Origin of the sequence: Pseudomonas agarici (genome assembly GCF_900109755.1) — a bacterium.
Taxonomy (GTDB): Bacteria; Pseudomonadota; Gammaproteobacteria; order Pseudomonadales; family Pseudomonadaceae; genus Aquipseudomonas; species Aquipseudomonas agarici.
This window is the reverse complement of sequence record NZ_FOAR01000011.1, coordinates 1-23,903: the sequence shown is the minus strand read 5'-3', so window position 1 is coordinate 23,903 and position 23,903 is coordinate 1. Positions and strand designations below refer to the sequence as shown.

Here is a 23,903-nt window from a genome sequence, read left to right as displayed (position 1 = left end):
CCGAACGTCCTCAAGAGTGCAAAGACTTATGGCAAAGCGTGACTATTATGAGGTGTTGGGGGTCGAGCGTGGCTCCAGCGAGGCAGAGCTGAAGAAGGCTTATCGGCGTCTCGCGATGAAGCATCACCCGGACCGAAACCCAGGTGACAAGGTATCGGAAGACCTGTTCAAGGAGGCCAACGAGGCCTATGAGGTGTTGTCCGATTCCAGCAAGCGCACGGCCTACGACCAGTACGGCCATGCCGGTGTCGACCCGAGCATGGGCGGCGGTGGCGCGGGCTTTGGTGGGCAGAACTTCTCCGATATCTTCGGCGATGTGTTCAGCGATTTCTTCGGGGGCAGTCGTGGTGGCTCCCGTGGTGGCGCTCAGCGCGGCAGCGACCTGCGCTATACCCTGGAGCTGAACCTGGAAGAGGCGGTTCGCGGTACTACTGTGAATATTCGTGTGCCGACGCTGGTCAACTGCAAGCCGTGCGACGGCTCCGGCGCGAAGAAGGGCTCGGCACCGACCAGTTGCCCGACCTGTGGCGGTATCGGCCAGGTACGGATGCAGCAAGGTTTCTTCTCGGTACAGCAGACCTGCCCACGCTGTCATGGCCAGGGCAAGATCATTTCCGACCCGTGCGACGCCTGTCGCGGTCAGGGGCGTGTCGAAGAGTACAAGACCCTTTCGGTGAAAGTACCGGCGGGTGTCGATACCGGCGACCGCATTCGCTTGTCCGGAGAGGGCGAGGCGGGTGCGCAGGGTGGTCCGACGGGCGACCTGTACGTGGTGATCAATGTGCGCGAGCACGCGATCTTCCAGCGTGACGGTAAACACCTGTTCTGTGAAGTGCCGATCAGTTTCGTCGATTCGGCCTTGGGAGGTGAGTTGGAGATTCCGACTCTCGATGGTCGGGTCAAACTGAAAATTCCGGAAGGCACCCAGACCGGCAAGCAATTCCGTATTCGCGGCAAGGGTGTAGCTCCGGTGCGTGGCGGCGGCGCGGGCGACCTGATGTGTCGCGTGGCAGTCGAGACGCCGGTCAACCTGAGTCGTCGCCAGCGCGAGCTGCTTGAAGAGTTTCGGGCCTCTCTGGACGGTGACAGTTCGCACTCTCCCAAGGCCAGCGGCTGGTTTGAAGGTGTGAAGCGCTTCTTTGGCGACCTGTAAGGAGCGAGTCATGCGACGTATAGCTGTGATGGGTGCCGCCGGGCGCATGGGTAGGATCCTGGTCGAGGCGGTGCAGTTGCAGGTGCCGCTTGGCGGTCTGACGGCAGCTGTGGTGCGGCCGGGCAGTTCTTTGGTCGGTGCCGATGCCGGCGAGCTGGCTTCGCTGGGGCGGATCGGTGTGCCGTTGTCCGATGGGCTGGAGAAAGTGGCTGAAGAGTTCGATGTGCTGATCGACTTCACGCTGCCGGAAGTGATGCTGAAGAACCTGGCGTTCTGTCGTAAGGCCGGCAAAGCCATGGTAATCGGTACCACTGGGCTGACTACCGAGCAGAAGCAATTGCTGGTGGAGGCGGGCAAGGACATTCCCATTGTCTTCGCCGCCAATTTCAGTGTCGGGGTCAACCTGTCGCTGAAGCTGCTTGAGCTGACCGCCCGGGTGTTGGGCAACGATGCCGATATCGAGATCATTGAAACCCATCACCGGCACAAGGTCGACTCGCCCTCGGGCACCGCCATGCGCATGGGCGAGGTCATCGCCAATACGCTGGAGCGTGATCTACAGAAAGTCGCGGTCTACGGTCGCGAGGGCCATGTCGGGGCGCGGGCGCGTGACACCATCGGCTTCGCCACCGTGCGTGGCGGCGACGTGGTCGGCGATCACACCGTGTTGTTCGCTGCCGAGGGTGAGCGGCTGGAGATCACTCACAAGGCTTCGAGCCGCATGACCTTTGCCAAGGGTGCCGTGCGTGCGGCGCTTTGGCTGGAGGGCCGTGCGGCGGGTCTGTACGACATGCAGGATGTGCTCGACCTGCATTGATGGGGGGGGCAGCGGTACTTGTGGGGTCGGTAAGCTGGCTCCACAACCTCCCCAACGTTGTGACTCCCCAGCCTCCCGTTCAGTCCGCCTGGCGACGCCCTGTCGCATTCCCTGACCTTTAAGGCTCATTAGCGGTGGACCAAAAAAGCCTTTTTCTGTAAGCTACAGCTTTAGTGTGTCCACTAAAAGCGCGCAGGATAATTCAGTGAAAGAAGCGGGGTGACGTGTCCATACGTCATTCCGCTTTTTTACAACCTGCGATCGCCCCTTCAGGCTTTATTTACGGGAGGTCTTCTTGACTAAGCCAGCCATACTCGCCCTTGCTGATGGCAGCATTTTTCGCGGCGAAGCCATTGGAGCCGACGGTCAGACCGTTGGCGAGGTGGTGTTCAACACCGCCATGACCGGCTATCAGGAAATCCTTACCGATCCTTCCTACGCCCAGCAGATCGTTACCCTGACCTATCCGCACATCGGCAATACCGGTACCACACCGGAAGATATCGAGTCTGATCGTGTCTGGTCGGCGGGTCTGGTGATTCGCGACCTGCCACTGGTCGCAAGCAACTGGCGTAACACGATGTCCTTGTCCGATTACCTGAAAGCCAATAACGTCGTGGCGATCGCCGGTATCGATACACGCCGCCTGACCCGCATCCTGCGTGAAAAAGGCTCGCAAAACGGCTGCATCATGGCCGGTGAGAATATTTCCGAAGCAGCGGCAATTGCCGCCGCGCAGGGCTTTCCCGGCCTCAAGGGCATGGACCTGGCAAAAGTCGTCAGCACCAGGGAAAAGTACGAGTGGCGCTCGACGGTCTGGGATTTGAAGACCGACAGCCACGCGACCCTCGAAGCCGTTGACCTGCCTTACCATGTCGTGGCCTACGACTACGGTATCAAGTACAACATCCTGCGCATGCTGGTAGCGCGTGGCTGTCGTGTGACCGTGGTGCCGGCGCAAACGCCTGCCAGCGACGTACTGGCCCTGCAGCCGGACGGTGTGTTCCTGTCCAACGGTCCGGGCGACCCGGAGCCTTGCGATTATGCGATCCAGGCCATCAAGGAGGTATTGGAAACCGAGGTCCCGATATTCGGTATCTGTCTGGGCCACCAACTGTTGGCCCTGGCCTCTGGCGCCAAGACCCTGAAAATGGGGCACGGCCATCACGGTGCCAACCACCCGGTGCAGGATTTGGATTCCGGTGTCGTCATGATCACCAGCCAGAACCACGGCTTTGCCGTGGATGAAGCGACGCTGCCGGGCAACGTCCGGGCGATTCACAAGTCGCTGTTCGACGGTTCCCTGCAAGGCATCGAGCGCACCGACAAGAGCGCGTTCAGCTTCCAGGGCCACCCTGAAGCAAGCCCAGGCCCGAACGACGTGGCACCGCTGTTCGACCGTTTCATCAATGAGATGGCCAAGCGACGCTGAATGAGTGGCCTGAGGACGGCCCCGAAACCGGCGGCCCCTCAGGCTCTTCAAAGATTGTTCAAGACGGCTTGCCGACTGACCCGCGGATTTGAGTGACCCACCCATGCCAAAACGTACAGACATACAAAGCATCCTGATTCTCGGTGCTGGCCCGATCGTGATCGGCCAGGCCTGCGAATTCGACTACTCCGGCGCCCAAGCCTGCAAAGCCCTGCGCGAAGAGGGCTACCGCGTCATCTTGGTGAACTCCAACCCGGCGACCATCATGACCGACCCGGCCATGGCGGATGCGACCTACATCGAGCCGATCAAGTGGCAGACCGTTGCCAAGATCATCGAGAAAGAGCGTCCGGACGCCCTGTTGCCCACCATGGGTGGCCAGACCGCCCTGAACTGCGCCCTGGACCTGGAGCGTGAAGGTGTCCTGGCGAAGTTCGGGGTGGAAATGATCGGCGCTAATGCCGATACCATCGACAAGGCCGAAGATCGTTCGCGCTTCGACAAGGCGATGAAGTCCATCGGCTTGGCCTGTCCGCGCTCCGGTATCGCCCACAGCATGGAAGAGGCCAATGCGGTCCTCGAAAAGCTCGGTTTCCCGTGCATCATCCGTCCGTCCTTCACCATGGGCGGCACCGGTGGCGGTATCGCCTACAACCGTGAAGAATTCGAAGAAATCTGCGCCCGCGGTCTGGACCTGTCGCCGACCAAGGAACTGCTGATCGACGAATCGCTGATCGGCTGGAAAGAATATGAAATGGAAGTTGTCCGCGACAAAAAGGACAACTGCATCATCGTCTGCTCTATCGAAAACTTCGACCCGATGGGCGTGCACACCGGTGACTCGATCACCGTCGCGCCGGCCCAAACCCTGACCGACAAGGAATACCAGATCCTGCGTAACGCCTCCCTGGCGGTGCTGCGTGAGATCGGCGTGGAAACCGGCGGCTCCAACGTCCAGTTCGGCATTTGCCCGAACACCGGTCGGATGGTGGTCATTGAGATGAACCCGCGGGTGTCGCGTTCCTCGGCGCTGGCCTCGAAAGCCACTGGCTTCCCGATCGCCAAGGTCGCGGCCAAGCTGGCCGTGGGCTACACCCTCGACGAGCTGTCGAACGACATCACCGGCGGCAAGACTCCGGCGTCCTTCGAGCCGTCCATCGACTATGTAGTGACCAAGCTGCCACGTTTCGCTTTCGAGAAGTTCGCCAAGGCCGACGCACGCTTGACCACCCAGATGAAATCGGTAGGTGAGGTCATGGCCATCGGCCGGACCTTCCAGGAATCGCTGCAGAAGGCCTTGCGCGGCCTGGAAGTCGGTGTCTGTGGTCTGGACGAGAAGCTCGATTTGAGCAACCCCGACAGTATGGGCGTGCTCAAACGCGAACTGACCGTGCCGGGTGCCGAGCGTATCTGGTACGTGGCGGACGCCTTCCGCGCCGGCATGACTGTCGAAGATATCTTCGGCATGAACATGATCGATCCATGGTTCCTGGTGCAGATCGAGGACCTGATCAAAGACGAAGAGAAGGTCAAGACCCTGGCGCTGTCGGCCATCGACCACGATCTGATGTTCCGCCTCAAACGCAAGGGCTTCTCCGATCAGCGTTTGGCCAAGCTGCTGGGCGTGACCGAGAAGAACCTGCGCACCCATCGTCACAAGTTGGAAGTGTTCCCGGTCTACAAGCGCGTCGACACGTGCGCGGCCGAGTTTGCCACGGACACCGCCTACCTGTACTCGACCTACGAGGAGGAGTGCGAAGCCAAGCCTTCGAAGCGCGACAAGATCATGATCCTGGGCGGCGGACCGAACCGTATCGGCCAGGGTATCGAGTTCGACTACTGTTGCGTGCACGCGGCACTGGCGCTGCGTGACGATGGGTATGAGACCATCATGGTCAACTGCAACCCGGAAACCGTTTCCACTGACTACGACACCTCTGATCGCCTGTACTTTGAGCCGGTGACGCTGGAGGACGTGCTGGAAATCGTCCGTGTCGAGAAGCCCAAAGGTGTGATCGTCCAATACGGCGGCCAGACCCCACTGAAGCTGGCGCGTGCCCTCGAAGCGGCTGGCGTGCCGATCATCGGCACCAGCCCTGACGCCATCGACCGTGCCGAAGACCGCGAGCGCTTCCAGCAGATGGTCGAGCGCTTGAACCTGCGCCAGCCGCCGAATGCGACCGTGCGCAGCGAAGACGAAGCCGTGAAGGCCGCCGGTAAGATCGGTTATCCGTTGGTGGTGCGTCCGTCCTACGTGCTGGGCGGGCGGGCAATGGAAATCGTCTACAAAGAAGAAGAACTCAAGCGCTACCTGCGTGAGGCGGTCCAGGTGTCCAACGACAGCCCGGTGCTGCTGGACCACTTCCTCAACTGCGCCATCGAGATGGACGTGGACGCGGTCAGCGACGGCACCGACGTAGTGATCGGCGCGATCATGCAGCACATCGAGCAGGCTGGCGTTCACTCCGGTGACTCCGCCTGCTCGCTGCCGCCCTACTCGCTGCCGGCGCATATCCAGGACGAGATGCGCGAGCAGGTCAAGAAAATGGCCCTGGAACTGGGCGTTGTCGGCCTGATGAACGTGCAGTTGGCTTTGCAGGGCGAAGACATCTACGTCATCGAAGTCAACCCGCGTGCCTCGCGCACCGTACCTTTTGTTTCGAAGTGCATCGGGGTTTCCCTGGCGATGATCGCTGCCCGTGTGATGGCCGGTAAGACCCTGAAGGAGCTGGGCTTCACCAAGGAAATCATCCCGAACTTCTACAGTGTGAAAGAGGCCGTGTTCCCCTTCGCCAAATTCCCTGGCGTGGACCCGATCCTCGGCCCGGAAATGAAGTCCACCGGTGAAGTGATGGGCGTTGGCGACACCTTCGGCGAAGCCTTCGCCAAGGCTCAAATGGGGGCCAGCGAAGTACTGCCGACTGGCGGCACTGCGTTCATCAGCGTGCGCGATGACGACAAACCACTGGTTGCTGGCGTGGCTCGTGATCTGATCAACTTAGGCTTCGAAGTGGTTGCCACCGCCGGTACCGCCAAGCTGATCGAAGCTGCCGGACTGAAAGTGCGCCGGGTCAACAAGGTCACCGAAGGGCGTCCGCACGTGGTCGACATGATCAAGAATGACGAAGTCACCCTGATCATCAACACCACCGAAGGGCGTCAGTCGATTGCCGACTCGTACTCCATTCGTCGTAACGCGCTGCAGCACAAGATCTATTGCACAACTACCATTGCTGCTGGCGAAGCCATCTGCGAAGCGCTCAAGTTCGGTCCAGAAAAGACCGTGCGTCGCTTGCAGGATCTACACGCAGGATTGAAGTCATGAGCATAACCAAGTACCCAATGACTGTTCAGGGGGCCAAGGCCCTGGAAGAGGAACACGCTCACCTGACCAAGGTTGTCCGTCCGAAGCTGAGCCAGGACATCGGCACGGCCCGCGAACTGGGTGACCTCAAGGAAAACGCCGAGTACCATGCTGCCCGCGAGCAGCAGGGGATGGTCGAGGCGCGCATCCGTGATATCGAGGGCCGCATGCAGAATGCGGTGATCATCGATGTCACCACCATCGCGCATACCGGCAAGGTGATTTTCGGCACCACGGTCGAGATCGCCAACGTCGAAACCGACGAAAGCGTGACCTACCATATCGTTGGCGAGGATGAGGCTGATATCAAACTGGGCAAGATTTCGGTGGGTTCGCCCATCGCCCGTGCCCTGATCGCCAAGGAAGAAGGTGATGTCGTGACCGTCAAGACGCCCGGCGGCGTGATCGAGTACGAGATTGTCGAAGTCCGCCACATCTAAGCAACGGCGCCCGCTGCCTGTGGGCGCGATGCTCTGGCAACTGGCCCAGATACTCTGGGTCGGTGGCCTGTGGTTACTTCATGTTGGGCTGTTGCCGGTTCTGGCACAGATCGGCCTGGCGCCGCTGCTGATCAATGAAATTGGCGGCGTGCTGGGCTCTTTATTGGTGGGATTTGCCGCAGTCTGTGTGAGCGTGCAAGTGCTGGTGTTGGTTCAGGCCAAAGGATGGGTAAGCCTGTGGCGCGATATTCGCGGACAGTTGCTGCTGATGGCGTTGTATGCGTGTGGGATGTATTACGCGGTGCGGTACTGGCAGCCGGAGGCGTTGCGCTGGCAGTTGTTTAGTTATCTGGTGCTTGGCTTGTCTGGCCTGGTGCTTGCCCTGCAGCCCGTCCCTGGCGAGAGCCGCAGGGCACGCGAAGCGTACCCTTGACCCCTTGTCTACATCACTTGAAGCGGTGAACGTTCGACAACTGCTTGTTGACGCTGAAATTCTTGCGATAAATCAGTGCCATCTTGCCGATGACCTGCACCAGATCAGCTTTGCCGACTTTGCACAGTTCGGCGATGTTCGCCAGGCGAGCTTCGCGATCGAGGATGTTGAGCTTGATCTTGATCAGTTCATGATCGCTCAGCGCGCGTTCGAGTTCGGCTAACACACCTTCAGTCAAACCGTTGTCAGCCACAGTCAATACTGGTTTCAGATGGTGGCCGATGGACTTGTACTGTTTCTTCTGCTCTTGAGTGAGCGGCATAATCTGACCCCTGCGTCTGATCTTGTAAAAAAGCGGCGGCCAGTTTACCCGAGCGAGTCCGGGACCGCCCAGTTAATCGCGATTCGACTATTTTTTCGAGGTGGCCCGTGGCCCGTTCCAAGACTAGCCTTAACTGGCTGAAAGAGCATTTCAACGACCCATTCGTCAAAAAGGCGCAAAAGGACGGCTACCGCTCCCGTGCCAGCTATAAACTGCTGGAGATCCAGGAGAAGGACCGGATTATCCGTCCGGGCATGAGTGTGATCGACCTCGGCGCCGCGCCGGGTGGCTGGTCGCAAGTGACCAGTCGTCTGATTGGCGGCCAAGGGCGACTGATCGCTTCCGATATCCTCGATATGGACAGCATCCCCGATGTGACCTTCATCAAGGGCGATTTTACCGAGGACGCCGTACTGGCGCGGATCCTTGAAGCTGTCGGAAATTGCGAGGTTGATCTTGTGATTTCCGATATGGCCCCCAATATGAGTGGTACGCCCGAAGTGGATATGCCGCGTTCGATGTTCCTTTGCGAGCTGGCACTTGATCTCGCCGGACGTGTCTTGCGTCCCGGTGGTGATTTTTTGATCAAGGTTTTCCAGGGTGAGGGCTTCGACGAGTACCACAAGAACTTTCGCAAGCAGTTCGACAAGGTACAGACACGCAAGCCAGCATCGTCCCGCGATCGCTCCCGCGAGCAGTATTTGCTGGGTCGCGGCTTTCGTGGGCGGAGCGAGTAAGGCGAGGTTTTTTACCGGGGTGATAGGAATTTCGCATTTCGCCTCGTGAACATAAACGAATATCGTGTAGTCAATGTTTCACAAAGGGTTACAGACGGCGCCTGCGAAGCTGTAGGTAATGTAGTAAGTTATGCCGGTGAATATCATGCGAAGCGCGCGCCACAAGCGGAGCTGGCTTCAGAGGGTAGTTAATTGAACGATATGGCAAAGAATCTGATCCTGTGGTTGATCATTGCGGCTGTCCTGGTGACGGTGATGAACAACTTCTCCAGCCCTAACGAGCCCCAGACCCTCAACTATTCCGACTTCATCCAGCAGGTCAAGGATGGCAAGGTCGAACGCGTTGCCGTGGACGGTTACGTGATCACCGGTAAGCGCAACGATGGCGACAACTTCAAGACCATCCGCCCGGCGATCCAGGACAATGGCTTGATCGGCGACCTGGTGGACAACCACGTGGTGGTCGAGGGCAAGCAGCCTGAACAGCAGAGCATCTGGACCCAGTTGTTGGTGGCCAGCTTCCCGATCCTGGTGATCATTGCGGTGTTCATGTTCTTCATGCGCCAGATGCAGGGCGGTGCCGGCGGCAAGGGTGGGCCGATGAGTTTCGGCAAGAGCAAGGCACGACTGCTGTCCGAAGACCAGGTGAAAACTACCCTGGCCGATGTTGCCGGCTGCGACGAAGCCAAGGAAGAAGTCGGTGAGCTGGTCGAGTTCCTGCGCGATCCGGGCAAATTCCAGCGTCTGGGCGGTCGTATCCCGCGCGGTGTGCTGATGGTCGGTCCTCCAGGTACCGGTAAGACCTTGCTGGCCAAGGCCATCGCCGGCGAGGCGAAGGTGCCGTTCTTCACCATTTCCGGTTCCGACTTCGTCGAAATGTTCGTCGGTGTCGGTGCCAGCCGTGTGCGCGATATGTTTGAGCAAGCCAAGAAGCACGCACCGTGCATTATCTTCATCGATGAAATCGACGCGGTCGGTCGCCATCGTGGTGCCGGCATGGGTGGCGGTCACGACGAGCGCGAGCAGACCCTCAACCAGTTGCTGGTGGAGATGGACGGCTTCGAAATGAATGACGGCATCATCGTCATCGCCGCGACCAACCGTCCTGATGTGCTGGACCCGGCATTGCTGCGTCCAGGCCGCTTCGACCGCCAGGTGGTAGTCGGCTTGCCGGATATTCGCGGTCGCGAGCAAATTCTCAAGGTCCATATGCGCAAGGTGCCAATGGGCGACGACGTCGCTCCGGCGGTGATTGCCCGTGGCACGCCGGGTTTCTCCGGCGCCGACCTGGCCAACCTGGTTAACGAGGCCTCGCTGTTCGCTGCCCGTACCGGTAAGCGCATTGTCGAAATGAAGGAATTCGAGCTGGCCAAGGACAAAATCATGATGGGCGCCGAGCGCAAATCCATGGTCATGTCCGAGAAAGAAAAACAGAACACCGCCTACCACGAAGCCGGTCATGCGATCGTCGGTCGGGTAGTGCCCGAGCACGATCCGGTCTACAAGGTCTCGATTATCCCGCGCGGTCGTGCGCTGGGCGTGACCATGTTCCTGCCGGAAGAAGACCGCTACAGCCTGTCCAAACGGGCCTTGATCAGCCAGATTTGCTCGCTGTACGGTGGTCGTATCGCCGAAGAGATGACCCTGGGCTTCGACGGCGTTACCACCGGTGCTTCCAACGACATCATGCGTGCCAGTCAGATTGCCCGAAACATGGTCACCAAGTGGGGCCTGTCGGAGAAATTGGGTCCGCTGATGTATGCCGATGAAGACCAGGAAGTGTTCCTGGGTCGCGGCGGCGGCGGTCAGAGCACCAGCTTCTCCGGCGACACGGCCAAGCTGATCGACTCGGAAGTCCGTAGCATCATTGACCAGTGCTACGGCACCGCTAAGCAGATCCTCACCGATAATCGCGACAAACTTGACGCCATGGCCGATGCGCTGATGAAGTATGAGACCATCGATGCCGAGCAGATTGACGACATCATGGCCGGTCGCGTACCCCGCGAGCCGCGTGATTGGGAGGGTGGTTCGGGCACTTCGGGCACGCCGCCTGTGGTGCTGAATGAGCGTCCCGATGCGCCGATCGGTGGCCCTGCTGCTGATCACTAAGGTTTGAAATGACACTCGTGAAGTCCCCGACCCGGTTGCCATGTGGCAGCCGGGTTCTCGATTTGGCCCGGACGCATGTCATGGGCATTCTCAACGTCACCCCAGATTCCTTTTCCGATGGTGGGCGTTTCAGTCAGTTGGAAGCGGCTTTGCGGCATGCCGAGGGCATGGTGCAAGCGGGCGCGACGCTGATCGATGTCGGCGGCGAGTCGACTCGGCCTGGAGCGCGTGCAGTATCGCCGCTGGAAGAGTTGGAGCGGGTCGCGCCGATTGTCGAGCGTATCCATCGAGAGCTGGATGTGGTCATTTCGGTCGATACCTCGACACCGTCGGTGATGCGCGAAACGGCACGCCTCGGCGCGGGTCTGATCAATGATGTGCGCGCCCTTCGACGCGATGGCGCGCTGGACGCGGCGGCGGCTACCGGGTTGCCGGTGTGCCTGATGCATATGCTCGGGGAGCCGGGCGACATGCAGAACAATCCGCACTATGGGAATGTCACTGAAGAAGTGCGGGCATTTCTTGTCGAACGCATGCGTCAGTGCGAAACGGTAGGTATTGCGGCTGAACGGATCATTCTTGACCCAGGATTCGGCTTCGCCAAGACTCTGCAGCACAACCTCAGCCTGTTCAAACACCTGCAAGTCTTGCATGCACTTGGGCGGCCCCTGTTGGTAGGCGTTTCGCGCAAGAGCATGATCGGCCAGGCTCTCGGGCGTCCGGTGGGTGAACGCCTGTATGGTGGTTTGGGGCTGGCGGCGCTGGCAATGAGCAAGGGCGCACGGATTTTGCGAGTGCACGATGTGGCCGAGACGGTCGACGTCGTCAACATGCTTGCTGCCGTTGAAGCGGCTGAATAAGAACGATGGAGTACTTATGAAAAAGAAATATTTCGGCACCGACGGTATTCGCGGTCGTGTCGGGCAATACCCGATCACCCCTGATTTCATGCTCAAGCTGGGCTGGGCCGCTGGCATGGCGTTCCGCAAGCTGGGCACCTGCCGGGTACTGGTCGGCAAGGACACGCGCATCTCCGGCTACATGTTCGAGTCCGCCCTGGAGGCCGGCCTGTCGGCCGCAGGCGCCGATGTGTTGCTGCTGGGGCCGATGCCAACACCGGCCATCGCCTACCTGACACGGACTTTTCACGCCGAGGCGGGGATTGTCATCAGTGCTTCTCACAATCCCCATGACGACAACGGCATCAAGTTCTTCTCCGGCGAGGGCACCAAGTTACCAGATGAAGTCGAGTTGATGATCGAGCAATTGCTTGATGCGCCGATGACCGTGGTCGATTCGGAAAAGCTCGGCAAGGTTTCACGGATCAATGACGCGGCCGGTCGTTATATCGAATTCTGCAAGAGCAGCGTCCCGACTGGCACCAGCTTGTCGGGCCTGAAGATCGTGCTCGATTGCGCGCACGGTGCCACCTACAAGGTCGCTCCGAGTGTGTTCCGCGAGCTGGGGGCGGATGTCGTCGCCCTGTCTGCGCAACCCAACGGGCTGAACATCAACGATAACTGCGGTTCGACCCATATCAAGCCGCTGCAGGCTGCCGTGCTGGCCGAGAAGGCCGATCTGGGCATTGCCTTCGACGGCGACGGTGATCGGGTGTTGATGGTCGACCATACCGGTGCCGTGGTCGATGGTGACGAGTTGCTCTTCATCATTGCCCGAGACCTGGCCGAGCGGGGTAAATTGAAGGGCGGTGTGGTCGGGACCCTGATGAGCAATCTGGGGCTCGAGCTGGCGCTCAAGGAGCTGGATATCCCGTTTGTGCGTGCCAATGTCGGAGACCGCTACGTGATCGCCGAACTGCTCGAACGCAACTGGCTGGTGGGGGGGGAGAACTCCGGGCACATCTTGTGCCTGAGCAATACGACCACCGGTGACGCGATCATCGCGGCGCTGCAGGTCCTGTTGGCGGTGCGTCGTCGCGGCGAAAACCTGGCCCAGGCGCGCCAGGCGTTGCGCAAGTGTCCGCAGGTACTGCTCAATGTGCGTTTCGGCGGTGACATCGATCCGGTCAAGCATCCGCAGGTGACGGCGGCTTGTGAGCGCGTGACCGAGGCCATGCAGGGGCGCGGACGCGTGCTGTTGCGCAAGTCGGGAACCGAGCCGTTGGTGCGTGTCATGGTCGAGGGCGAAGATGAAGTTTCGGTTCGCGGCCACGCCGAGGCTCTGGCAAAACTGGTTGCTGAAGTTTGCGCCTGAATTCGGCTTGCCAGTGATGATCTGGTTGGGTAATATCTGCGCCCACTTTGACCTGCGAGGTACAGCATGCGTCGCCCATTGGTAGCTGGTAACTGGAAAATGCACGGTACCCGCGCCAGCGTCGCTGAGCTGATCGAAGGGCTGCGCAATCTGGCCCTACCGAGTGCTGTTGATGTTGCGGTATTCCCGTCTTGCCTGCATATCAATCAAGTGATTGAAGGTTTGAAAGGCAGGTCGATTTCGGTCGGTGCGCAGAACGCTGCGATAGACTCCATGCAGGGCGCTCTGACCGGTGAGATTGCGCCGAGCCAGTTGGTCGATGCAGGTTGCGCCTTGGTTCTGGTGGGGCACTCCGAGCGGCGCCTGATCATAGGTGAGACGGATCCCACTCTGAATCGCAAGTTCGCGGCGGCACAGGCTTGTGGTTTGATCCCGGTGCTCTGTGTAGGGGAAACCCTGGAGCAGCACGAAGCCGGCGAGACGATGGCAGTGGTTTCGTGTCAGTTGCATAGTATTATCGAGGAGCTGGGTATCGGTGCTTTTTCCAAGGCCGTTATCGCTTACGAACCGGTTTGGGCCATTGGCACCGGGCGGACAGCTTCGCCGCAACAAGCGCAGGATGTGCACGCGGCCATTCGTGCGCAGTTGGCGGCAGAGAATTCTGAGGTCGCACAAGGTGTGCGGCTTCTATACGGCGGCAGCGTGAAGGCGGCCAATGCGGTCGAACTGTTCAGCATGCCGGATATCGATGGGGGGCTCATTGGTGGAGCGTCCCTGAATGCAGATGAGTTCGGTGCGATTTGTCGTGCCGCGGGAAACTGAAAAAATGCTGGAAACAGTCGTGATCGTTCTTCATCTGTTGGGTGCGCTGGGCGTTGTTGCTCTGGTGCTGCTGCAACAGGGTAAAGGTGCGGACGCTGGTGCGTCTTTCGGGGCAGGTGCTTCAAATACTGTGTTCGGAAGCCAAGGTTCCTCTACCTTTCTTAGTAAGTTTACTGCTATACTTGCCGCAGCTTTTTTCATAACCAGCTTGGGGTTAGGTTACTTTGCTAAAGAGAAAGCTCATGAGCTGACTCAAGTAGGTTTGCCTAGTCCTGCGGTGTTGGAAGCGCCAAAGCAAAAACCGGCATCTGATGATGTACCGGTGCTCCAGGAGCAAAAGTCGGCTACTCCAGCGACTGACGTACCTCCGGCGACTGGGCAGAAGTAAAACGGGTTTGATGTTGTAAATGTTGTACTGCCGAGGTGGTGGAATTGGTAGACACGCAACCTTGAGGTGGTTGTGCCCATAGGGTGTAGGGGTTCGAGTCCCCTTCTCGGTACCAATTATCAAGAGAGCCCGCTGTAGCGGGCTTTCTTGTAGGTGGAAGGTTACATTGACCCTGTAAGGGATCGGTCGTATACTTCCGCCCCAGCTTTGTCGCGGGGTGGAGCAGTCTGGTAGCTCGTCGGGCTCATAACCCGAAGGTCGTCGGTTCAAATCCGGCCCCCGCAACCAGTTTTAGCGGAGCCCCTTTTCAGGGGCTTTTTGTTAGCTGGACACTTTATGACGCCGCTGTTCGACGGCGTTTCAGGGATGGGCGATTCGCCCATTTTTTGTTTATTTCAATAGCATGCACGTACATGCACGAGGGGGTTCAGGTGTCGAGCAAGCTAGAACAGTTGCAGGCCTTGTTGGCCCCGGTGGTCGTGGCCCTTGGCTATGAATGCTGGGGTATCGAGTTTTCAGCTCAAGGCCGCCATTCCGTGTTACGCGTTTATATCGATAAAGAAGGTGGTGTACTGGTAGATGACTGCGCCATTGTCAGCCGCCAGCTCAGCGGCGTGCTGGATGTCGAAGATCCGATCACCACTGAATACACGCTTGAAGTTTCCTCTCCTGGCATGGAACGCCCGCTGTTCACCCTTGAACAGTTTGCCTCGCATGCCGGTGATCAAGTGAAAATAAGGTTGCGCTCGCCCTTTGAAGGTCGACGTAATTTTCAGGGCCTTCTGCGCGGAGTGGAAGAACAGGACATTGTGGTGCAGGTAGAAGATCACGAGTTTCTGTTGCCGATCGATTTGATCGACAAGGCCAACATTATTCCCAGTTTTGACTGAGACGCGGATCCCGCGGATCCAATGGCTTGCGAAAGGCGAGGCGTACGATGAGCAAAGAAGTATTGCTGGTTGTTGAGTCGGTATCCAATGAAAAGGGTGTACCGGCAAGCGTAATTTTTGAAGCACTGGAAGTGGCCTTGGCCACTGCTACCAAAAAGCGTTTTGAGGACGAAGTCGACCTGCGTGTGGAAATCAATCGCCACACGGGTGCCTATGAGACTTTCCGTCGTTGGACTGTCGTCGAGGAGGCCGATCTGGATGATCCGGCCGTGGAAACCTGGCCAAGCAAGGTCGCGTTGACCCACCCTGGCGCACAAGTCGGCGATGTTGTTGAAGAAAAGATCGAGTCCATCGAGTTTGGTCGCATCGCTGCTCAGACCGCCAAGCAAGTCATTGTGCAGAAAGTCCGCGAGGCCGAGCGTGCTCAGGTCGTCGACGCCTATCGTGAGCGCCTGGGGGAAATCATCTCCGGTACCGTGAAGAAGGTCACTCGCGACAACGTCATCGTTGACCTGGGTAACAATGCCGAGGCGTTGCTGGCGCGTGAGGACATCATTTCCCGCGAGACGTTCCGGGTCGGTGTGCGGGTTCGTGCGCTGCTCAAGGAAATCCGTACCGAGAACCGTGGCCCTCAGCTGATCCTGTCGCGTACCGCGCCGGAAATGCTGATCGAGCTGTTCCGCATCGAGGTGCCGGAAATCGCCGAAGGGCTGATCGAAGTCATGGCCGCCTCCCGTGATCCGGGCTCGCGTGCCAAGATCGCCGTCCGCTCCAAGGACAAGCGCATCGACCCGCAGGGCGCGTGCATCGGCATGCGTGGTTCGCGTGTCCAGGCCGTGTCCGGCGAGTTGGGTGGCGAGCGTGTGGATATCGTCCTGTGGGACGATAACCCGGCGCAGTTCGTGATCAACGCCATGTCGCCGGCTGAAGTCGCGGCAATTATCGTTGACGAGGATGCCCATGCCATGGACATCGCTGTCGGCGCAGACAATCTGGCTCAGGCCATTGGTCGCGGCGGTCAGAACGTGCGTCTGGCCAGCCTGCTGACTGGCTGGACCCTGAACGTGATGACCGAATCGGACATCCAGGCTAAGCAACAGGCAGAAACCGGTGACATCCTGCGCAACTTCATCGACGAGCTGGAAGTCGACGAAGAGCTGGCACAGGTGCTGGTCGATGAAGGTTTCACCAGCCTGGAAGAGATTGCCTACGTACCGTTGGAAGAAATGCTCAACATCGACGGCTTTGACGAAGACATCGTCAACGAGCTTCGCGCTCGTGCCAAGGATCGCTTGTTGACTAAAGCCATCGCTACTGAGGAAAAGCTGGCAGACGCCCATCCGGCCGAAGACCTGCTCTCGCTTGAGGGTATGGACAAGGATTTGGCGATGGAACTGGCGGTGCGCGGCGTAATTACCCGCGAAGACCTGGCCGAGCAGTCTATTGACGATCTGCTCGACATCGACGGCATCGACGACGATCGTGCCGGCAAGTTGATCATGGCCGCCCGAGCCCACTGGTTCGAGTAATTAGGCGCGGCCTGAGGAGAGAAGTGCATGACGCAAGTCACGGTGAAACAACTGGCCGATGAGGTCAAAACACCGGTAGAGCGCCTGTTGCAGCAGATGCGTGAGGCAGGTCTGCCGCACACCGCCGCCGATGAAGGTGTGAGCGACAGTGAGAAGCAGTCTTTGCTGACTCACTTGAAAAGCAGCCACAAGGCGAAAGTGGAAGAACCGCGCAAGATCACATTGCAGCGCAAGACCACCAGCACCCTGCGTGTTGCGGGTAGCAAGAGCATCAGCGTTGAAGTACGCAAGAAGAAAGTCTTCGTACAACGCAGCCCGGAAGAAATCGAAGCCGAACGCAAGCGCGAGCTTGAAGAACGTCGCGCCGTGGAAAATGCGGCTCGCCGCAAGGCTGAAGAAGAAGCCAAGCGTCGCGCCGAAGAAGAGGCGCGTCAACAGCCTGCTCCTGCTCCGGTGGCGGTCCCTTCGGTTGAGCCGGTTGCCGCACCGGTGGTGGCTGCCGAACCTGTGCGTGAAGCACCGGTTGCCGCACCCGCACCTGCAGCCGACACCCGCAAGCGTGAAGAACCGCGCCGCCCGGACAAGCCTCGCGCCGACGATAGCAATCGTCGTAGCGGTGGTGGCGATGGCGAACGCAAGAACGCCCCGCATCGTGCTTCGGTCAAGGAAAAGGCGCCGGCGCCACGTGTGGCTCCGCGCACTACCGACGAAGAGAGCGACGGTTTCCGTCGTGGCGGTCGCGGCAAGGCCAAGCTGAAGAAACGCAATGCCCACGGTTTCCAGAGCCCAACCGGCCCTATCGTGCGTGAAGTGAAGATCGGCGAGACCATCACTGTCGGCGATCTCGCTCAGCAGATGTCGGTCAAAGCGGCTGAAATCATCAAGTTCATGTTCAAGCTGGGCACTCCGGCCACCATCAACCAGGTACTGGATCAGGAAACTGCCCAGTTGGTTGCTGAAGAACTGGGCCACAAAGTGACCCTGGTCAGCGACACCGCCCTGGAAGATTCCCTGGCCGAGTCCCTGAAGTTCGAAGGTGAGGCGTTCTCGCGTGCCCCGGTCGTGACCGTCATGGGCCACGTCGACCACGGTAAGACGTCCCTGCTCGACTATATCCGTCGTGCCAAGGTAGCGGCAGGCGAAGCCGGCGGTATCACCCAGCACATCGGTGCGTACCACGTTGAAACCGAGCGCGGCATGGTCACCTTCCTCGACACCCCGGGTCACGCTGCGTTTACCGCCATGCGTGCTCGTGGCGCCAAGGCGACCGACATCGTGATCCTGGTGGTGGCGGCGGACGATGGCGTGATGCCACAGACCATCGAAGCCGTTCAGCACGCCGTCGCGGCTGGCGTTCCACTAGTGGTGGCGGTGAACAAGATCGACAAGCCGGGTGCCGACCTCGATCGCATCCGTAGCGAACTGTCGGTTCACGGCGTGACCTCGGAAGAGTGGGGCGGTGATACGCCGTTCGTTCCAGTTTCGGCGAAAGTCGGTACTGGCGTTGACGAACTGCTCGAAGCCGTTCTGCTACAAGCCGAGGTCCTGGAGCTCAAGGCAACGCCTTCGGCGCCTGGCCGTGGGGTGGTGGTTGAATCGCGTCTGGACAAAGGTCGTGGCCCGGTGGCAACCGTACTGGTCCAGGACGGTACCCTGCGCCAAGGCGACATGGTTCTGGTCGGTTCCAACTATGGCCGTGTACGGGCCATGCTCGACGAGAACGGCAAGCCGATCAAGGAAGCCGGTCCTTCCATTCCGGTCGAGATCCTCGGCCTGGACGGGACCCCGGATGCGGGCGACGAGATGAGCGTGGTGGCCGACGAGAAGAAAGCCCGTGAAGTGGCGCTGTTCCGTCAAGGCAAGTTCCGCGAAGTCAAGCTGGCTCGCGCCCACGCCGGCAAGCTGGAAAACATCTTCGAGAACATGGGCCAGGAAGAGAAGAAGACGCTCAACATCGTCCTCAAATCCGACGTCCGTGGTTCGTTGGAAGCGCTGCAAGGCGCGCTCAACGGCTTGGGTAACGATGAAGTGCAAGTGCGTGTGGTCGGTGGCGGCGTCGGTGGTATCACCGAGTCCGACGCCAACCTGGCGCTGGCCTCCAGCGCGGTACTGTTCGGCTTCAACGTGCGCGCCGATGCTGGCGCACGCAAGATCGTCGAGCAGGAAGGTCTGGATATGCGTTACTACAACGTGATCTACGACATCATCGAAGACGTCAAGAAAGCCTTGACCGGTATGCTGGGCAGCGATGTCCGGGAAAACATCCTGGGTGTGGCCGAAGTTCGCGATGTGTTCCGTTCGCCGAAGTTCGGCGCAATCGCCGGTTGCATGGTGATCGAAGGTACCGTACACCGTAATCGTCCGATCCGCGTGCTGCGTGAAGACATCGTGATCTTCGAAGGCGAGCTGGAATCCCTGCGCCGCTTCAAGGACGATGCCTCCGAAGTGCGTGCCGGCATGGAATGCGGTATCGGCGTGAAGAGCTACAACGACGTCAAGGTCGGTGACAAGATCGAAGTCTTCGAGAAGGTTCAGGTTGCTCGCAGCCTCTGACTCGCACGCTTCAAGAGCCGCGATGGCCCGCCGCAGTTCGCGGCTCGGGTCGTCCCGGACTCTAAACGCAACGCCCGGTCCGGCTTCTGCCTGGCCGGGCGTTTGCCGCTTTCAGACCACACGGGTTTCACCGTGGGGCAGTAACAGGTAACAAGACATGGCAAAAGAATACAGCCGTACCCAACGTATCGGCGATCAGATGCAGCGTGAACTGGCGCAACTGATCCGTCGTGAAGTCAAGGACCCGCGCGTCGGCCTGGTCACCATCACTGCTGTCGACGTCAGCCGTGACGTCGGCCACGCGAAGATCTTCATCACTGTGATGGGCCAGGACAACCCGGACGATATCGCCCAGAGCATCAAGGTGCTCAACGCGGCGGCCGGCTTTCTGCGCATGCAACTGGCCCGCGAGATGAAGCTGCGCAGCGTGCCGCAGTTGCACTTCCACTACGACGAAAGCGTCGTGCGTGGCGCGCATCTGTCGGCGTTGATCGAGCGTGCCGTGGCCGAAGACAGCCAGCATGTCGGCGATGAGGCTCCGCAAGGCAATCCTCCAGCAGACGACCGGGAGTAATCGGTGGCTCAGGTCAAGCGTATCCGTCGTAACGTCAGCGGTATCATCCTGCTCGACAAACCACTGGGGTTTACCTCCAATGCCGCGCTGCAAAAGGTTCGCTGGTTGCTTAACGCCGAGAAGGCCGGTCACACCGGTAGCCTCGATCCGTTAGCTACCGGCGTGCTGCCATTGTGCTTCGGCGAGGCGACCAAATTCTCGCAATACCTGCTCGATTCCGACAAGGGTTATGAAACCCAGATGCAGTTGGGCAAGACCACCACCACCGCGGACGCCGAAGGCGAAGTTTTGCGGACTCGTCCGGTGACCGTTGGTCGTGCCGATATCGAAGCGCTCTTGCCGGATTTTCGTGGGAAAATCAGCCAGATACCGCCGATGTACTCGGCGCTCAAACGTGACGGACAGCCACTTTACAAGTTGGCTCGTGCGGGGGAAGTAGTGGAGCGCGAACCGCGTTCTGTTACTATTACGCGCTTGGAATTACTGGCGTGCGAGGGTGATACTGCCCAACTGGCGGTGGACTGTAGCAAGGGTACCTATATCCGTACCCTGGTGGAGGACATCGGTGAGAAACTCGGTTGTGGCGCCTACGTTGCCAGACTGCGACGGACCCAGGCCGGACCTTTCACCCTGGCGCAGACGGTCACGCTCGAAGAGCTGGAAGCGGTGCACGCCGAAGGTGGCAATGAGGCAGTCGACCGCTTCCTGATGCCGTCAGACAGCGGTCTGCAGGACTGGCCGTTGTTGCAATTCTCGGAACACAGCGCGTTCTATTGGCTCAACGGCCAACCGGTACGTGCCCCGGATGCGCCGAAGTTCGGCATGGTACGGGTGCAGGATCATAACGGTCGCTTTATCGGTATCGGTGAAGTGAGCGAAGACGGGCGCATCGCGCCGCGTCGACTGATTCGGTCAGAATGACCGAAACCAGCCCGCGTCATAGCGGGTTGGCGAGGGTGGCTGTCAACAGGCGCGGTCACTGCTCATTTATAGATACAGGGATTTGTCCCTGGCCTGTTGAAACTGTTTTCTTGAAACAGTTTCCTGATAAAAGGATTGCCTCATGGCTCTCAGCGTTGAAGAAAAAGCTCAAATCGTTACCGACTACCAGCAAGCTGTTGGTGATACGGGTTCGCCAGAAGTGCAGGTTGCACTGCTGACCGCCAACATCAACAAACTGCAAGGTCACTTCAAGGCCAACGGTAAAGATCACCACTCCCGTCGTGGTCTGATCCGCATGGTTAACCAGCGTCGTAAGCTGCTGGACTACCTGAAAGGCAAAGACGTAAGCCGTTACAGCGCTCTGATCGGTCGCCTGGGTCTGCGTCGCTAATCAGCGATGGCACTAAGGCTGGTTGTTTGCTGTGTGTCAGCGGGTTGTTCGCCGGCACATGGCAAGCTTCCGGCCTTTAGTGGTCTGTGTGGCTAGTGCTGTGAGTCAATTTCAGTGCCACCAGCCCCTGATCGGTGCTACTGCTCCTTGCCATAACCGGCTATGACTCGTCACAGCGCCTTGGCCATGGACGTGTGGCCTGCGAATTCGAGCTAACGAACTTAACCGCCCAGGCCACTGGTTTTATCTGAGTACCTGCTTTACCCGAAGATAGCATCCGGACAATGACAGTCGGGCCGATTCCCGGCGTTGCCCAAGAATTTCGCAAGAAGACAAGTTCCCCCAAGAGCCACAAAAGAAGGTAGGACACCGTGAACCCGGTAATCAAAAAATTCCAGTTCGGTCAGTCGACCGTTACCCTCGAGACTGGCCGTATCGCTCGTCAGGCCTCCGGCGCGGTGCTGGTCACCGTTGACAACGACGTCAGCGTATTGGTGACCGTTGTCGGTGCCAAGCAAGCGGATCCGGGCAAGGGCTTCTTCCCTCTGTCCGTGCACTACCAGGAAAAGACCTACGCTGCCGGCAAGATCCCTGGCGGCTTCTTCAAGCGTGAAGGCCGTCCTTCCGAAAAAGAAACCCTGACTTCGCGCCTGATCGACCGTCCGATCCGCCCGCTGTTCCCTGAAGGTTTCATGAACGAAGTGCAGGTTGTCTGCACCGTCGTCTCCACCAGCAAGAAAACCGATCCGGACATCGCTGCGATGATCGGCACTTCGGCGGCCCTGGCCATCTCCGGTATTCCTTTCGACGGCCCGATCGGCGCCGCTCGCGTGGCTTTCCACGAAAGCACCGGCTACCTGCTGAACCCAACTTACGAACAACTGAAAGCCTCGAGCCTGGACATGGTCGTGGCCGGTACTTCGGAAGCCGTATTGATGGTTGAATCGGAAGCCAAAGAGCTGACCGAAGACCAGATGCTGGGCGCCGTGCTGTTTGCCCACGACGAATTCCAAGTGGTTATCCAGGCGGTCAAAGAGCTGGCCGCCGAAGCTGCCAAGCCCACCTGGACCTGGGCTCCCCAGGCAGAAGCCAGCGAACTGCTGGGTGCTATCCGCGCCGAGTTCGGCGAAGCGATCTCCCAGGCCTACACCATTACCGTCAAGGCCGACCGTTACGCTCGCCTGGGCGAACTGAAAGACCAGGTGGTTGCCAAACTGTCGGGCGAAGAAGGCCAGCCTTCCTCGAGCGACGTCAAAGCCGCTTTCGGTGAAATCGAATACCGCACCGTTCGCGAAAACATCGTCAACGGCAAGCCACGTATCGATGGTCGTGACACCCGCACCGTGCGCCCTCTGAACATCGAAGTCGGTGTTCTGCCAAAGACCCACGGTTCGGCCCTGTTCACCCGTGGCGAAACCCAGGCCCTGGTTGTTGCCACGCTGGGCACCGCCCGTGATGCACAGTTGCTGGACACCCTGGAAGGCGAGAAAAAAGACCCCTTCATGTTGCACTACAACTTCCCGCCGTTTTCGGTGGGCGAATGTGGTCGCATGGGCGGTGCCGGTCGTCGTGAAATCGGTCACGGTCGCCTGGCGCGCCGTTCGGTCCAGGCCATGCTGCCGGATGCCGCCGAGTTCCCATACACCATCCGTGTGGTATCGGAAATCACTGAATCCAACGGTTCGAGCTCCATGGCTTCGGTCTGTGGTGCTTCCCTAGCCCTGATGGACGCTGGTGTGCCGATGAAGGCGCCGGTTGCTGGTATCGCCATGGGTCTGGTTAAAGAGGGCGAGAAATTCGCCGTGTTGACCGACATCCTGGGTGACGAAGACCACCTGGGTGACATGGACTTCAAGGTAGCCGGTACCGCCAAGGGCGTTACCGCGCTGCAGATGGACATCAAGATCAAGGGCATCACCGAAGAGATCATGGAAATCGCCCTGGGCCAAGCCCTGGAAGCGCGCCTGAACATCCTCGGCCAGATGAACCAGATCATTGGTCAATCGCGTACCGAGCTGTCGGAAAACGCCCCAACCATGATCGCGATGAAAATCGACACCGACAAAATCCGTGATGTCATCGGTAAGGGCGGCGCGACCATCCGTGCGATCTGCGAAGAAACCAAGGCTTCGATTGATATCGAAGACGACGGTTCGATCAAGATCTTCGGTGAAAGCAAGGAAGCTGCCGAGGCTGCACGCCAACGCGTCCTGAGCATCACCGCCGAGGCTGAAATCGGCAAGATCTACGTCGGCAAGGTCGAGCGCATCGTTGACTTTGGCGCGTTCGTCAACATCCTGCCGGGCAAGGACGGTCTGGTACACATCTCCATGCTGAGCGACGCTCGCGTAGAGAAAGTGACCGACATCCTGAAGGAAGGGCAGGAAGTTGAAGTACTGGTGCTGGACGTGGACAACCGTGGCCGTATCAAGCTGTCCATCAAGGACGTCGCAGCAGCTAAGGCGTCGGGCGCTTAAGCGCGTTTCGACTTCTCGCTGAGAAACACCACCCTTCGGGGCTAATGCCAGTCAGTTAAGCTGACTGGCATTTTTATTGGTGCGCCAAACATGGCGCGTAGCGCAACCAGTTTGACTACGCTGGTGAGGTGGAGGTGCAAGCTGAAAAATAAATTTGTGCTCCTTGCGCTGAATGCAGCAGAAAGGCTGGGCAAGTTTGTCCTCGTGTCCTATTGTTCACAGCGTCGGGTTGGATTGGTCCGGGCTCCACTGCCAGAACGTCAGGCCGTAGTCGCTGCCTTCTATTTCGGGGAAGGTCGCGCCCTGCTGGAAG

20 protein-coding genes and 2 tRNA genes are annotated in these 23,903 nt (G+C 59.2%); 21 read left to right on the top strand and 1 reads right to left on the bottom strand.

What is annotated here, in order from left to right; genetic code table 11:
• The first annotated feature begins 28 nt into the window (after nt 1–28).
• The 6 genes from dnaJ to BMX68_RS12070 all read left to right on the top strand — a co-directional run bounded on the left by dnaJ (nt 29) and on the right by BMX68_RS12070 (nt 7,639).
• Nucleotides 29–1,153, top strand: a complete 1,125-nt coding sequence (dnaJ, locus tag BMX68_RS12095; RefSeq protein ID WP_017133103.1) for a molecular chaperone DnaJ — start codon at nt 29–31, stop codon at nt 1,151–1,153.
• Nucleotides 1,154–1,163: 10 nt separating this feature from the next.
• Nucleotides 1,164–1,970, top strand: a complete 807-nt coding sequence (dapB, locus tag BMX68_RS12090) for a 4-hydroxy-tetrahydrodipicolinate reductase (RefSeq protein ID WP_026013298.1) — start codon at nt 1,164–1,166, stop codon at nt 1,968–1,970.
• Between the two features lie 295 nt (nt 1,971–2,265).
• Nucleotides 2,266–3,402, top strand: a complete 1,137-nt coding sequence (carA, locus tag BMX68_RS12085; RefSeq protein ID WP_017133101.1) for a glutamine-hydrolyzing carbamoyl-phosphate synthase small subunit — start codon at nt 2,266–2,268, stop codon at nt 3,400–3,402.
• 103 nt (nt 3,403–3,505) lie between these two features.
• The gene (carB, locus tag BMX68_RS12080; RefSeq protein WP_017133100.1) at nt 3,506–6,727 is read left to right on the top strand and encodes a carbamoyl-phosphate synthase large subunit; all 3,222 of its coding nucleotides are present in this window, start codon (nt 3,506–3,508) and stop codon (nt 6,725–6,727) included.
• Between the two features lie 2 nt (nt 6,728–6,729).
• On the top strand, nt 6,730–7,206 hold the full coding sequence (gene greA / locus BMX68_RS12075) for a transcription elongation factor GreA (protein WP_026013297.1): 477 nt from the start codon (nt 6,730–6,732) through the stop codon (nt 7,204–7,206).
• A 28-nt stretch (nt 7,207–7,234) separates the two neighbouring features.
• Nucleotides 7,235–7,639: a hypothetical protein gene (locus tag BMX68_RS12070; protein ID WP_017133098.1), complete on the top strand. Its 405-nt coding sequence runs from the start codon at nt 7,235–7,237 to the stop codon at nt 7,637–7,639.
• Nucleotides 7,640–7,652: 13 nt separating this feature from the next.
• Here the strand turns inward: BMX68_RS12070 and BMX68_RS12065 are convergent, their stop codons facing one another.
• Entirely contained in the window at nt 7,653–7,961 is a 309-nt protein-coding gene (locus BMX68_RS12065) for a YhbY family RNA-binding protein (protein ID WP_017133097.1), read from the bottom strand.
• A gap of 107 nt (nt 7,962–8,068) precedes the next feature.
• Between BMX68_RS12065 and rlmE the strand changes: the two genes are divergently transcribed.
• The 15 genes from rlmE (at nt 8,069) to pnp (ending at nt 23,590) form a co-directional block, all read left to right on the top strand.
• Nucleotides 8,069–8,698: a 23S rRNA (uridine(2552)-2'-O)-methyltransferase RlmE gene (gene rlmE, locus BMX68_RS12060; RefSeq protein WP_017133096.1), complete on the top strand. Its 630-nt coding sequence runs from the start codon at nt 8,069–8,071 to the stop codon at nt 8,696–8,698.
• Nucleotides 8,699–8,899: 201 nt separating this feature from the next.
• On the top strand, nt 8,900–10,810 hold the full coding sequence (gene ftsH / locus BMX68_RS12055) for an ATP-dependent zinc metalloprotease FtsH (RefSeq protein WP_017133095.1): 1,911 nt from the start codon (nt 8,900–8,902) through the stop codon (nt 10,808–10,810).
• Nucleotides 10,811–10,818: 8 nt separating this feature from the next.
• A complete protein-coding gene (gene folP, locus BMX68_RS12050; RefSeq protein ID WP_026013296.1) occupies nt 10,819–11,670 on the top strand; it encodes a dihydropteroate synthase in 852 nt (283 codons plus the stop codon).
• A gap of 16 nt (nt 11,671–11,686) precedes the next feature.
• A complete protein-coding gene (gene glmM, locus BMX68_RS12045; protein WP_017133093.1) occupies nt 11,687–13,024 on the top strand; it encodes a phosphoglucosamine mutase in 1,338 nt (445 codons plus the stop codon).
• A 66-nt stretch (nt 13,025–13,090) separates the two neighbouring features.
• Complete coding sequence (gene tpiA / locus BMX68_RS12040) at nt 13,091–13,846, top strand: triose-phosphate isomerase (protein ID WP_060783487.1); 756 nt, start codon at nt 13,091–13,093, stop codon at nt 13,844–13,846.
• Between the two features lie 4 nt (nt 13,847–13,850).
• Nucleotides 13,851–14,234, top strand: coding sequence for a preprotein translocase subunit SecG (secG, locus tag BMX68_RS12035; protein WP_017133092.1), 384 nt, complete (start codon nt 13,851–13,853; stop codon nt 14,232–14,234).
• 29 nt (nt 14,235–14,263) lie between these two features.
• A tRNA-Leu gene (locus BMX68_RS12030) sits at nt 14,264–14,349 on the top strand.
• Between the two features lie 96 nt (nt 14,350–14,445).
• Nucleotides 14,446–14,522: transfer RNA gene (locus BMX68_RS12025), tRNA-Met, on the top strand.
• Nucleotides 14,523–14,665: 143 nt separating this feature from the next.
• Entirely contained in the window at nt 14,666–15,124 is a 459-nt protein-coding gene (gene rimP / locus BMX68_RS12020) for a ribosome maturation factor RimP (protein ID WP_026013295.1), read from the top strand.
• 47 nt (nt 15,125–15,171) lie between these two features.
• A complete protein-coding gene (gene nusA, locus BMX68_RS12015) occupies nt 15,172–16,653 on the top strand; it encodes a transcription termination factor NusA (RefSeq protein ID WP_017133090.1) in 1,482 nt (493 codons plus the stop codon).
• A gap of 27 nt (nt 16,654–16,680) precedes the next feature.
• On the top strand, nt 16,681–19,206 hold the full coding sequence (gene infB / locus BMX68_RS12010) for a translation initiation factor IF-2 (protein ID WP_017133089.1): 2,526 nt from the start codon (nt 16,681–16,683) through the stop codon (nt 19,204–19,206).
• 157 nt (nt 19,207–19,363) lie between these two features.
• On the top strand, nt 19,364–19,780 hold the full coding sequence (rbfA, locus tag BMX68_RS12005; RefSeq protein ID WP_017133088.1) for a 30S ribosome-binding factor RbfA: 417 nt from the start codon (nt 19,364–19,366) through the stop codon (nt 19,778–19,780).
• Nucleotides 19,781–19,783: 3 nt separating this feature from the next.
• Nucleotides 19,784–20,701 (top strand): tRNA pseudouridine(55) synthase TruB, encoded by a 918-nt coding sequence (gene truB / locus BMX68_RS12000; protein WP_017133087.1) that lies wholly within the window; start codon nt 19,784–19,786, stop codon nt 20,699–20,701.
• A gap of 142 nt (nt 20,702–20,843) precedes the next feature.
• Nucleotides 20,844–21,113, top strand: a complete 270-nt coding sequence (gene rpsO, locus BMX68_RS11995) for a 30S ribosomal protein S15 (protein ID WP_002555121.1) — start codon at nt 20,844–20,846, stop codon at nt 21,111–21,113.
• Nucleotides 21,114–21,484: 371 nt separating this feature from the next.
• Entirely contained in the window at nt 21,485–23,590 is a 2,106-nt protein-coding gene (pnp, locus tag BMX68_RS11990; RefSeq protein WP_017133086.1) for a polyribonucleotide nucleotidyltransferase, read from the top strand.
• Nucleotides 23,591–23,903: the final 313 nt, after the last annotated feature.